Here is a 12,247-nt window from a genome sequence, read left to right on the forward strand (position 1 = left end):
ATGAAATCCCAATCCTGTGTGAAGATATTGAAAGAGTGGGATATTGTTGCTGCCCGTCAGATGGGGCGTGAAATCGCTAAAAACCTAGGTTTTGGTACGGTTGACCAAGCACGTATTACAACGGCAATATCCGAACTTGCTAGAAATATATATTTATATGCTGGCGAAGGTGAAATTTGCTTCGAAGTATTAGAATCCTTGGATCATAAAGGTATTTCTATAGTGGCAAAAGATAATGGCCCAGGAATTAGAGATTTAAGTCAGGTAATGGAAGATGGTTATTCAACATCTGGAGGACTTGGTGCGGGATTACCTGGTGTAAAACGACTAATGGATGAATTTGACATTGAATCTGAACTTGGTACAGGTACAAAAATAACAACCTCTAAATGGGTTAGATAGTTAATCCATCTAAAGCTTCTTTATTATCAACAAAGATATGTCAACGGTTCGAACTTATTACATAGTTCCTAATAATAGAATAGGAGAGGCAAATATGGATACGAAAGACTTTGATGCTAGAAGTTATACCGATTTATTAAAGGGATATATAGAAACACAGGATGAGCGAGCGTTATATGGCGCTGAGCAAATTTCGAAATCCTTTATAAAAAATAATATTTTGCCGGAAGAAATTGTTAACTTACATATACAAGCATTATTAGAAATATCGCCTGAGCTACATGAAGAAATTCATAAGTCCATGAATTTCTTATTAGAGGCGATGATTTCTTATGGGCTAGCCCATCAAGAGTACCAATTGCTTAGAGAAAAACAATTGGAGCTTAAATCAGAAATCCATGTAGCCGCTCGAATGCAAAAAATGCTTCTAAAATCTGAAATTCCTAAAACGGATGAATTAGATATAGGTGTAATAAGTGTTCCAGCGAACCAGATGAATGGAGATTATCATCATTTTGTAAAAGGGAAAGATGGGTCAATCAGTATAGCAATTGCAGACATTATTGGAAAGGGCATACCGGCTGCCCTTTCCATGTCTATGATTAAGTATGCAATGGACAGTTTTCCTGAAAGTGAAATGTCTACAGATGCTATCCTTGCTAGCTTGAATAGAGTGGTAGAACGAAATGTTGACCCGAGTATGTTCATCACAATGTTCTATGCACAATATAAACCGAAATCTGGGAAGCTCTATTATTCTTCAGCAGGACATGAACCAGGGTTTTTTTATTGCAGTAAAGAAAAGCGATTTAAAGAGATTGAGGCAAAAGGTTTAGTGTTAGGTGTAAATGTTGATACAACCTACTCTCAATATGAGCAACATATAGATAAGGGTGACATGATTATCTTATTAACTGACGGTGTTACCGAATGTAGAAAAGGCCAAGAATTCATTGAACGTGATGAGGTTTTAGATGTGATTAAGTCGTATATACATTTGCCTTCACAAGAAATTGTAAATCATGTATACCGCCATTTTGAACGCTTACAAAATTTTCAATTACGGGATGATTTTACCTTAGTTATCATTAAAAAAGTGGTTTAACTTACCGTCACATTGGGAACATGTAACTACGGAACTGGAAAGATTATTAGTATTATGGGGGGAAAACTATGAATCTACAAATCCAAATAGATGAAAGTCTTGATAAATCTATTGTTCATTTATCTGGAGAAATTGATGTGTATACAGCACCAAAGCTAAAAGATGCATTACTCCCACTAATTATAGAACAAAAGACATATCTTGAAGTTGACTTAAAAGATGTGAATTATATGGATAGTACAGGGTTAGGCGTGTTTGTAAATGCTTTGAAATTATCAAAAGAGCATGAAAGTCAATTGACGCTTGTGAATATGCAAGATCGTGTGTTTCGGTTATTCCAGATAACTGGACTAGACGAAATAATGGATATAAACTCTACGATTCGAGGTGTGGATGAATAAATGGAATCGTTTGATTTTATCGAAATGAAATTTCCTGCAAGACCAGAATACGTTGGTGTTATCCGATTATCCATTTCGGGTATAGCCAACCGAATGGGCTTCACCTACGAAGATATTGATGACCTAAAGGTTTCTATTTCAGAAGCCGTAACCAATGTAGTTAATCATGCATATAGCGATGATGATAATGGGGAAGTTACCATAGGTTTTGGCGTGTATGAAGATCGGATAGAAGTGATGGTAGCAGACCATGGTGGAAGTTTTAATCTAAATGAGATTAAGGCAAAAATTGGACCATATAACAGTGATGAGTCGATTGAAAACCTTCGAGAAGGGGGTTTTGGGCTGTTTTTGATCAATACGTTAATGGATAAAGTAGAAATAAATAATCATTCAGGTGTCATTGTTTTGATGACAAAGTATCTTGAGAAACAAGAGGTGGGGTTTCATGACGACCACGTCTCAACCGAACAATAAGGGAGGAGATGAGGTATACGAATGGATTGCACATCTAAAGGAAAACCCTCTAGATGAGGAAATTCAGCAAAAAATAATCCTAACCTACCAAGATTTAGTAGAATCGATTGCTAGAAAATATTCTAGAAATAGTATGATACATGAAGATTTAGTTCAAGTTGGCATGATAGGATTGTTAGCCGCAATTAAACGATTTGATGCCTCATATGGAAAGACATTTGAATCCTTTGCTATACCTACTATCATTGGGGAGATAAAGCGATTTATCCGTGATAAAACTTGGAGTGTTCATGTTCCGAGAAGAATTAAAGAATTAGGTCCAAAGATTAAAAAAGCTGTAGATGAACTAACCACTAAAAATCAAAAATCACCTACTGTACAGGAAATTGCCGAATATCTAGAAGTCTCTGAAGAAGAAATCTTAGAGACAATGGAAATGAATAAAAGCTATAAAGCATTATCTGTTGATCGTAGTATTGAAGGCACCTCAGATGGGAGTACAATAGCTATATTAGACATGATTGGCTCTGATGAAGATGGATATTCGCAAATTGACCTCAAAATGCTATTAGAAAAAATACTTCCAATTTTAACTGAACGAGAAAAACAAATTATTCGTTGCACATATTTCCAAAACATGAGTCAAAAGGAAACAGGGGAATTACTAGGAATATCCCAAATGCATGTTTCACGTTTACAACGTAGGTCGTTAAAGAAACTCCGTGAAGCAATTAATTCAGACGGTGCGGAGGTATTGTAATTGTTATGAACCGAGTGAAGGTAGCAGTTTTTCAAGAAGCAAAAAATGGTAATAATGAATGTGGAGATAGTTACTTTTTTTGCGAAACGGAAAGAGAGTTTGTTTGTGCATTGGCAGATGGTTTGGGGAGTGGCGAATATGCTAAGGAATCGTCTGAAATTGTCATAAATATTATTAAAGAAAATATGAATTGCTCTGTTGAGAGCCTCGTTAAGAAGTGTAATGAACGATTATATGGCAAAAGAGGTACAGTACTTGCGATATTAAAAATTGATTTTTCATTAAGAAACTATTCCATCTCGTCAATTGGAAATGTCGGTGTTATGACCGTCACGGGGGAGAATGAAAGAAAACGAAACTTACCAAATGCGGGTTACTTGGCAGGGTATAAGAGAGAATTTAAAGTTATACAAGAACCTCTTATGAATGAAATGAATTTCGTTATGTATACTGATGGAGTAACTCATAAAGAATTAACAGAGAATTATTTTTTTTGTACGGATGTAGAGCGAATTACGAAATCTTTTGCTTTAAGAAGCGAGCAACCTAGAAAAGATGATACAACACTAATTGCTATTCGTTATGAAGATAAAGATTCTCTAAGCTAAATTAAATAATTCAAAGAAGAAAGCACTCGAAGATAACTTTGGGTGTTTTTAACTTTTATTGATTTACATAGTGTTTATAGGATTTAGCATCCTTTTTTGATAGAATAGAACTTGTGTAAAGGAGGAACTACAATGACAGAAGAACTAAATCAAGAATTAGCCCAATGGGTTACTAAAGAAACGTCCATTCATACTAATGTTGTACATAAAGTAATAGGTTTACTAGAAGAAGGAAATACCGTTCCCTTTATTGCTAGATATCGTAAAGAGGTTACAGGTGGACTTGATGAAGTGCAGATTAAGTCTATCCAAGACAAATGGAATTATGCCTTTAATCTTGCTCAAAGAAAGGATGAGGTTATTCGCTTAATCGATGAGCAAGGTAAACTTACACCAGAGTTAGAAAATGAAATTAGAATTGCAACCCAACTTCAAAGAGTTGAGGATTTATATAGACCGTATAAGCAGAAAAGAAGAACGAAGGCTACTATTGCAAAGGAAAAAGGACTAGAGCCTTTGGCAGAATTAATCTGGAAGCAAGAAGATATCCATGTTCAAGTAGAAGCTGAGAAATATTTATCAGAAGAACATGAGTTAACTTCAACTGAAGATGTATTAGCTGGTGTGAATGACATTATGGCGGAATGGATCTCGGATGAACCTGAATTCAGGGAGTACATTCGTAATGAGACATTTAAACGTGGACTAGTACAAGCAGAGGTGAAGAACAAAGAGAAAGATGAGAAAAGCGTGTATGAAATGTACTATGAATATAGTGAAGCGGTACGCTCTATCGTTTCACACAGAATACTAGCATTAAACCGCGGTGAAAAAGAAGAAATACTAAAAGTAACGATTGCTCCACCGGTTGATGCAATTGTAGGTTATCTACAAAGGAAAATCATTAAACATAATACAAAAGCAGAAGTTGTCGATTTGATAAAACTTGCTATTGAAGATTCTTACAAACGTTTGATTGAGCCTTCAATTGAACGTGAGATCAGATCTGGTCTGACGGAAAAGGCAGAAGAACAGGCAATTTCAGTATTTGCAACTAACCTGAAAAATCTACTATTACAGCCACCATTAAAAGGTAGAACTGTACTGGGTGTTGACCCGGCATATAGGACTGGTTGTAAGCTAGCAGTTATTGATGAAACAGGTAAGCTGCATCAAGTTGGCGTAATTTATCCAACTGCACCGAAACATGATGTAGAAGGTGCAGAGAAGATAGTGCTAGAATATCTTAACAAATATTCAATTGAATTAATTGCGATAGGTAACGGGACAGCTTCTCGGGAAACCGAACAATTCATTTCCGATGTGATTACGAAAAATAGCTTAGATATCCCGTATATTATTGTAAATGAAGCAGGGGCAAGTGTTTATTCCGCATCAGAGCTAGCAAGGGAGGAATTCCCTGACTTGCAGGTGGAAGAAAGAAGTGCAGCCTCAATCGCGCGTCGTGTACAAGACCCACTTGCAGAACTAGTAAAAATTGACCCTAAATCTATTGGTGTTGGCCAATACCAGCATGATGTAAGCCAAAAAGCATTAAATGAATCGTTAACCTTTGTCGTAGAAACAGCAGTAAACCAAGTAGGGGTTAATGTCAATACGGCATCAAGATCATTGCTTCAATATGTATCCGGGCTAAGCAAAACAGTAGCTGGAAATATCGTCAAGCTACGGAATGAAAATGGTAAATTTACCAATCGCAAACAGTTGAAAAAAATTCCGAGATTAGGTGCCAAGACGTATGAACAAGCAATCGGATTCTTACGTATTATCGATGGAGACAATCCACTAGACCGTACACCAATTCACCCGGAAAGCTATGAGCACACCGAAAGACTACTCGCTATGCTTGAATGCAAGATAGAGGATATTGGCTCAGACAAATTAAAAGAAAAACTAGCATCTCTTAACAAAAAGGAAATAGCAACACAGCTAAATATTGGGGAACCAACTCTAGAAGATATCATAGAAGCATTAAGTAAACCAGAACGTGACCCACGTGATGAGTTTCCACAACCATTATTAAAGAAAAACGTTCTGTCCTTAGAAGACTTAAAGCCAGGAATGGAGTTACAAGGAACAGTGCGGAATGTTGTAGATTTCGGAGTATTTGTTGATATCGGTGTAAAACAAGATGGCCTAGTCCATATCTCGAAAATGTCCAATTCCTTTGTAAAACACCCTATGGATATAACGTCGGTTGGTGACGTTGTGACGGTTTGGGTAGAAAATGTTGATGTGAATAAAGGAAGAGTTGCTTTATCGATGGTGAAAGAAGGGTAAGGTAGCCATACTTTATCATAAAAACGTTATGGGTAGGAGCTCATAACGTTTTTTGATGTATCCTTGTGAACCAAAGATGATGAAGGAGCTTCTTAGATGTATTTTACTACAATTAATAAAGAAAAAAGAAGACTGGAATCCCAGTCTTCTCTTACAATACTTCTATTACTCTACTTCACTTGCAGCTTCAACTTCGCTCATGGAAATACCTAGTGCGTTTGCCACACCTTCACCATAAGCAGGATCTGCTTTGTAGCAATGATTAATATGTCTTAATTGAACTTCTTTAGTAGTTCCTTGCATGTTGTTAGCAGTGTTTTCAAATAATCTTTGTTGCTCTTCTGCAGTCATAAGACGGAATAACTTACCTGGTTGCTCAAAGTAGTTATCATCATCTTTATCGAAATCATAATAGTCTACATCTGCTCCAAGCTGTAATGCAGGCTCTTGATGTTCTTTACTATCTTGCCATTCACCGTAGCTGTTAGGGCTGTAGGAAACTTGGCTTCCATGAGGAATTACGCGCATAGCTCCATCACGGTGATATGGGTTAAAGTTCTTCGCGTTCTTAGGATAGTTAACTGGAATTTGCCAGTGGTTAACACCTAAACGATAGCGTTGTGTATCCCCATATGAGAATAAACGGCCTTGAAGCATTTTATCTGGTGAGAAACCAATACCAGGTACGATGTTAGTTGGAGCGAATGCTGCTTGCTCAACTTCTTCAAAGTAGTTTTCAGGGTTACGGTTAAGCTCAAGCTCACCAACTTCGATTAGAGGGAAGTCTTTTTTGTACCATACTTTTGTTAAATCAAATGGGTTGTAAGGTACTTGTTTTGCTTGTTCTTCTGTCATCACTTGAATGTAAAGTGTCCATTTAGGGAAGTCACCTTTTTCAATTGATTCAAATAGATCTCGTTGATGGCTTTCACGATCTTTACCAACTACTTTTTCAGCTTCTTGGTCAGTTAAGTTTTTGATACCTTGTTGAGAACGGAAGTGGAATTTAACCCAAACACGTTCATTGTCAGCATTAAACATGCTGTAAGTATGGCTTCCGAATAAATGCATATGTCTATAAGTCGCAGGAATACCACGATCACTCATAACGATTGTCACTTGGTGAAGTGCTTCTGGGATACTAGTCCAGAAATCCCAGTTTGCTTGTGCGCTATGCATATTTGTTTTAGGGTCACGTTTAACGACGTGGTTTAAGTCAGGGAAACGCTTAGGATCTCTAAAGAAGAATACAGGTGTGTTGTTACCTACTAAATCCCAGTTACCTTCTTCAGTATAAAATTTAAGAGCTGTACCACGAATATCACGTTCAGCATCAGCTGCACCACGTTCACCTGCTACAGTAGAAAAACGTAAGAACATATCTGTTTTCTTACCTACTTCTGAGAACATAGCTGCTTTTGTATATTTTGTAATGTCATGAGTAACAGTAAATGTACCGTAAGCACCAGAACCTTTAGCGTGCATACGTCGTTCAGGAATTACTTCACGATCAAAGTGTGCTAATTTTTCTAGGAACCAGAAGTCTTCCATTAATAGTGGACCTCTAGGACCAGCAGTTTTTGAGTCATCATCGTTTGGTACTGGAGCACCAAAAGCGGTGGTTAATTTTTTCTTATCTTCACTCATTGAATATGTCCCTCCTAAATATTAAAATACATTATTATAGTAGCATAAGTAATTATTAGATTACTAAAAAGATAGTTAGAGTAAGTACCCCTTTTTTATAAGGGTTTAAGTATACTTGACTATCCTCCTTTCCTGTAATCATATGTTAATTACCCTCAAACTCTATTATAATGATTTATAAACAAAAATCAATTTTTAATTATAATAATTTTAATTAACATTAAAAGCACGTTTTTATTAAAGGTTGTTTATGAATTGTTAGTACACGATTAAGAAGGACGTTTTCGCAAATGAATTTATTAAGTGAGAAAGAACTATATCAATTAGTACATGATATATCTGTCCAAGTTTTTTAAAAACTTTTTATTGACGAGGTGAAATTTAATCGTTGTCTTCGAACTACATGTGGAAGGTATATTCCAGCAGAAAGACTAGTAGATTAAATCCAAAGTATTATCTCGAGGCGAATCAGGCCAAGTTTATTGGAATAATTAAGCATGAGTTGTGTTTATTAGAAGTGGCTATGTTGTTCAAATATATATTTTAAAAGGTAATATAATAAATGCTTATGAGAAGTGAAGTTTTGTTTAGGAAATTGCGTTTAATTTTATAAAAGCTTAAATATTCTTCAGATATAGAAAGGGACCTATGAAATGATTTATAGTTTAATGCAGTTAAATCAGATTGCAAAAGATTTTGTACAAAAGGAATACAACATTGAATTCAAAATTCCAGTTACACTAAGCTCAAACATGAAAAGGAACCTTGGAGCGTTTATCACCAGGAATCATTTGCCGTATAAAATTCAATTATCAAAAAATCTTTTAGAATATCAGGAACCGAAAGTTATTATTGATGTTTTATACCATGAATGTATACATTATTCTTTATACATGCTTAATCTTCCCTATAAAGATGGAGATGATTATTTTGAGAAAGAGTTAAGAAGGTTGGGAATAAACTCGACTTATACCTATAAGCATAAAGGAGTTGTTCACCTTTATAAATGCCCAACCTGCCAGGTGACTTTTTACAGATATATGAAAGGTTATGAAAAACGTTATATATGTAAGCGATGTAGGAGTAATTTTATTTATGTTGGTGAAGAGGTTCAGAAATAAAAAATTGCATTTATTTTGAGATTATATTTTTTTACAGTTAAAAGAATATTAACGATAATAAACCGAAAAGGTCATGGGAATTGTAGCTATATTTCCCATGACCTTTTCGAGTTAAATGAATTATGTTACTCTCTTTTTTCATCTAATCGCCGACGAAATACTAAAGCTGAGACAGTGAATATAACAAAAGCTACTGCTGAAGCAGCGGTAACCATCTTCAACTCATTTCCTATTGGAGATTTAAATAACAGTGCAATCGAGATGATTAAAACGGCACCAGTTAAACCCATTCCTAAAATTGAGAACGCCAAAATCTTGTTCATCTAATCACCTCACAATACTTACAAATAATTGAAACAAGCTACCGCTCCAGCGATACCACCAGCACCAAGAACTGCATATGCACCAATACATGCAGCACATATCGGGGCTGTCACTGGTGTCGGTGCTGCACACGAACCGCCACACGCAACTGCTATAATATAAGCAACCGTACCACCAACGCCAAGCACTGCTCCAAGACAAGATGCCACTGCACCTACACCCATCGGTTGAATTTCAGAGTCAACTGGCTTTTCTGCAAGCAATTCTTTATCTGTCATATAAGAAATCCCAGTATCCTCAGAATTAACAAGCGATCCATCCAAATACGTCTCAACTTGGAAGTTTCCTACCTCATTTTTGGTCACCAACAATTCATTTGTCTGCAATACAGTATTATCCTCATCGAAGAATACCGTTACGTTACTAGGAAGACTATAATCACCATGTAAAGGAACTGTAACAACTGTAACTCCACCACCAACAGTGTACACACTCGATTCTTCTAAATCAAAAGCAGACAAAGGGGCTTTATTCTCAACTTCACCTTCCTGCACTGCATGTAACGTTGCATCTACGAATGTCTCAGCTTCATCACCTGTAACTACAACAATATCTTGAGCGCTATCAGCTTGCGCAGTAACGTTCGATGCCGGTGATAGATTTAAACTGAAGATAGCCAAAATCATTAATACTGGCAATAAAAACCTTTTCGCCTTGAACATAATAAAACCTCCCCATTATTTTCTCATAAATTTTTTGGTATACAGATTCCCTATATGGAACAATAAAAATAGTCCCCCCCTTTTTGTCCATATTGTTTTATATATTTCGACTTATCAGGATGTTAACTACATTATATCAAGGGCATTTCCTTATTTGTATTGGGAAAGTTCTATACTTTACAAGTGTAATTCGTCATAACATGACACAGTTCCCTTAAAAACATCAACGGCTTTAATTGTTTTTTTGGCAAGTTGGGAATTATTTTATTTTCAATAGTAATAACTTGAATGTTTGGTTATACTTTGGTAAAGTTATTGTTTTGTCCTTATTAATTGAATATATCTCATCATAAATAGGAAAAAAACAAAACCCGTGTGATAGATACAACCTAACTAATCAATAGTTATAGTGCGAGAGAAAGGTGATTCAGGCTTATTAGGTAATTAAGGCACTTTTCTTGGTAATTATCAGTTCCATATAGAAGTAAAGGCTACAAACATAGAGGCCCCGAATTTAGAGAATTATTAAGGAAGACCGGGTTCACCAAGACGCTGTAAGCCAATAGAGTTCAATTTATTATTAATATAAATGTACACAATGTGTCATATATATAAGAGAGTAAGAGGAGTGGATGTGAGAAGATTTCGCTGTAGAATTTGTCTAGAGGAGATTGATGAGGGAAAAATAATACTTCACTTGTTAGGAAAAGAGGACATTATAGTAGGAAGAAAATAGGAACTTAAAAAGTTTATAAATTCTGACGCCAAAAATTGATTGACGAAATGGACTAGCCATGATAAATTATATAAAGTCTTAACAAATTAAGATAAATTTAGAAATGAGATTTTGACGAAAAAGATTTTCAATAATCTCTTGACAATGATTTTTATTTGTTATATGATATTTTTCGTCGCTGTAATCATTCGGCAGTAACGAGCATCACTCCTACCGAGTATGCAGCGAGTTACCCCGAAGCATATGCACCTAAGATGCAGGGGGCATTAACAATAGGATACATTTTTATATTATTCCACAGTAGCTCAGTGGTAGAGCAATCGGCTGTTAACCGATCGGTCGTAGGTTCGAATCCTACCTGTGGAGCCATAATGGAGAAGTACTCAAGTGGCTGAAGAGGTGCCCCTGCTAAGGGTATAGGTCGGGTAACCGGCGCGAGGGTTCAAATCCCTCCTTCTCCGCCATTATATTATGGCCCGTTGGTCAAGCGGTTAAGACACCGCCCTTTCACGGCGGTAACACGGGTTCGAATCCCGTACGGGTCATTTTCTTTAAAACTTAATAAAGGTCCGGTAGTTCAGTTGGTTAGAATGCCTGCCTGTCACGCAGGAGGTCGCGGGTTCGAGTCCCGTCCGGACCGCCATAAAATAGTTGGGCTATAGCCAAGCGGTAAGGCAACGGGTTTTGGTCCCGTGATTCCTAGGTTCGAATCCTAGTAGCCCAGCCAGTTTTGTGTTTGTGATTTTTTTAACAAACTTATCGATACTGATAGAGAGTTTTAAATCTCTATGAATATGCTAGTAGTTTTAGTGGTCAAACTAGTTTGACACTCATACTAACTTAGAATAAATCATTTATATGAGCCATTAGCTCAGTCGGTAGAGCAACGAGCAATACTTCCGCCGAATAAGCTACGAGTAACCCCGAAGCATAAACATCTATGAATAAGCTTGAAGATGCAGGGGTCAACACGGTGAAAGCTCAAATTTAATTAGAACCACTCATTTATATGAGCCATTAGCTCAGTCGGTAGAGCATCTGACTTTTAATCAGAGGGTCGAAGGTTCGAATCCTTCATGGCTCACCATTTTAAATGTGCAATGCGGGTGTGGCGGAATTGGCAGACGCGCTAGACTTAGGATCTAGTATCTTCGGATGTGGGGGTTCGACTCCCTTCACCCGCACCATATAGAAATCCGTATTAATGCGGTCGTGGCGGAATGGCAGACGCGCTAGGTTGAGGGCCTAGTGGGAGGTAATCCCGTGGAGGTTCAAGTCCTCTCGGCCGCACTTAGTTCCAGTAATTGGTTCGATAACCGACTTGATTTAATATGTTATACATGATACATTTAGAAATGTTGCTTTTGCGCCCGTAGCTCAATTGGATAGAGCGTTTGACTACGGATCAAGAGGTTAGGGGTTCGACTCCTCTCGGGCGCGCCATTTTAATCGGGAAGTAGCTCAGCTTGGTAGAGCACATGGTTTGGGACCATGGGGTCGCAGGTTCGAATCCTGTCTTCCCGATCCGAGGCTTTCATTTAGAAGTCTTACTTTAGAAAATTTTATATGCGGGTGTAGTTTAATGGTAAAACTCTAGCCTTCCAAGCTAATGTCGTGGGTTCGATTCCCATCACCCGCTCCAT

The 12,247-nt window shown here is 37.0% G+C and carries 11 protein-coding genes and 11 tRNA genes; 19 read left to right on the forward strand and 3 right to left on the reverse strand.

All coding sequences use genetic code 11. The features are described 5' to 3' along the window. From AB1K81_RS17810 to AB1K81_RS17840, 7 genes are all read left to right on the forward strand, one after another. Entirely contained in the window at positions 1-402 is a 402-nt protein-coding gene (locus AB1K81_RS17810; RefSeq protein WP_412978028.1) for an anti-sigma regulatory factor, read from the forward strand. 94 nt (positions 403-496) lie between these two features. After that, complete coding sequence (locus AB1K81_RS17815; RefSeq protein WP_412978029.1) at positions 497-1,507, forward strand: PP2C family protein-serine/threonine phosphatase; 1,011 nt, start codon at positions 497-499, stop codon at positions 1,505-1,507. 68 nt (positions 1,508-1,575) lie between these two features. After that, on the forward strand, positions 1,576-1,908 hold the full coding sequence (locus tag AB1K81_RS17820; protein ID WP_412978030.1) for an STAS domain-containing protein: 333 nt from the start codon (positions 1,576-1,578) through the stop codon (positions 1,906-1,908). Beyond that, positions 1,909-2,385 carry an anti-sigma B factor RsbW gene (gene rsbW, locus AB1K81_RS17825; RefSeq protein WP_412978031.1) on the forward strand — a complete coding sequence of 159 codons (477 nt, stop codon included), beginning with the start codon at positions 1,909-1,911 and terminating at the stop codon, positions 2,383-2,385. Further along, on the forward strand, positions 2,357-3,145 hold the full coding sequence (sigB, locus tag AB1K81_RS17830; RefSeq protein ID WP_412978032.1) for an RNA polymerase sigma factor SigB: 789 nt from the start codon (positions 2,357-2,359) through the stop codon (positions 3,143-3,145). Before rsbW ends, sigB begins: the two co-directional genes overlap by 29 nt. A 5-nt stretch (positions 3,146-3,150) precedes the next feature. Continuing rightward, entirely contained in the window at positions 3,151-3,753 is a 603-nt protein-coding gene (locus AB1K81_RS17835) for a PP2C family serine/threonine-protein phosphatase (protein WP_412978033.1), read from the forward strand. Positions 3,754-3,885: 132 nt separating this feature from the next. Beyond that, complete coding sequence (locus AB1K81_RS17840; RefSeq protein ID WP_412978034.1) at positions 3,886-6,054, forward strand: Tex family protein; 2,169 nt, start codon at positions 3,886-3,888, stop codon at positions 6,052-6,054. A gap of 165 nt (positions 6,055-6,219) precedes the next feature. Here the strand turns inward: AB1K81_RS17840 and AB1K81_RS17845 are convergent, their stop codons facing one another. Continuing rightward, positions 6,220-7,701 (reverse strand): catalase, encoded by a 1,482-nt coding sequence (locus tag AB1K81_RS17845; protein WP_412978035.1) that lies wholly within the window; start codon positions 7,699-7,701, stop codon positions 6,220-6,222. 653 nt (positions 7,702-8,354) lie between these two features. On the opposite strand from AB1K81_RS17845, the gene AB1K81_RS17850 reads away from it, so the two are divergent. Beyond that, positions 8,355-8,822 carry a SprT-like domain-containing protein gene (locus AB1K81_RS17850; protein WP_412978036.1) on the forward strand — a complete coding sequence of 156 codons (468 nt, stop codon included), beginning with the start codon at positions 8,355-8,357 and terminating at the stop codon, positions 8,820-8,822. A gap of 125 nt (positions 8,823-8,947) precedes the next feature. Here AB1K81_RS17850 and AB1K81_RS17855 read toward each other — a convergent pair whose 3' ends face one another. Then, positions 8,948-9,145, reverse strand: a complete 198-nt coding sequence (locus AB1K81_RS17855) for a hypothetical protein (protein ID WP_412978037.1) — start codon at positions 9,143-9,145, stop codon at positions 8,948-8,950. Positions 9,146-9,163: 18 nt separating this feature from the next. Beyond that, a complete protein-coding gene (locus AB1K81_RS17860; RefSeq protein WP_412978038.1) occupies positions 9,164-9,868 on the reverse strand; it encodes a hypothetical protein in 705 nt (234 codons plus the stop codon). A 1,030-nt stretch (positions 9,869-10,898) separates the two neighbouring features. On the opposite strand from AB1K81_RS17860, the gene AB1K81_RS17865 reads away from it, so the two are divergent. The 11 genes from AB1K81_RS17865 to AB1K81_RS17915 all read left to right on the forward strand — a co-directional run bounded on the left by AB1K81_RS17865 (position 10,899) and on the right by AB1K81_RS17915 (position 12,246). Further along, positions 10,899-10,973: transfer RNA gene (locus AB1K81_RS17865), tRNA-Asn, on the forward strand. 4 nt (positions 10,974-10,977) lie between these two features. Beyond that, a tRNA-Ser gene (locus tag AB1K81_RS17870) sits at positions 10,978-11,068 on the forward strand. Positions 11,069-11,077: 9 nt separating this feature from the next. Further along, positions 11,078-11,149, forward strand: a tRNA-Glu gene (locus tag AB1K81_RS17875). A gap of 21 nt (positions 11,150-11,170) precedes the next feature. Then, positions 11,171-11,247, forward strand: a tRNA-Asp gene (locus AB1K81_RS17880). Positions 11,248-11,256: 9 nt separating this feature from the next. Then, positions 11,257-11,331: transfer RNA gene (locus tag AB1K81_RS17885), tRNA-Gln, on the forward strand. Positions 11,332-11,615: 284 nt separating this feature from the next. After that, positions 11,616-11,691 (forward strand) — tRNA-Lys (locus tag AB1K81_RS17890). 15 nt (positions 11,692-11,706) lie between these two features. Beyond that, a tRNA-Leu gene (locus AB1K81_RS17895) sits at positions 11,707-11,791 on the forward strand. 19 nt (positions 11,792-11,810) lie between these two features. After that, positions 11,811-11,894, forward strand: a tRNA-Leu gene (locus tag AB1K81_RS17900). A 76-nt stretch (positions 11,895-11,970) separates the two neighbouring features. Beyond that, positions 11,971-12,047: transfer RNA gene (locus tag AB1K81_RS17905), tRNA-Arg, on the forward strand. Between the two features lie 7 nt (positions 12,048-12,054). After that, positions 12,055-12,128 (forward strand) — tRNA-Pro (locus AB1K81_RS17910). A 44-nt stretch (positions 12,129-12,172) separates the two neighbouring features. Then, positions 12,173-12,246 (forward strand) — tRNA-Gly (locus tag AB1K81_RS17915). The last annotated feature ends 1 nt before the right edge of the window (position 12,247 follow it).

This window comes from Ornithinibacillus jepli, from assembly GCF_047228935.1.
Lineage (GTDB): Bacteria > Bacillota > Bacilli > Bacillales > Amphibacillaceae > Ornithinibacillus.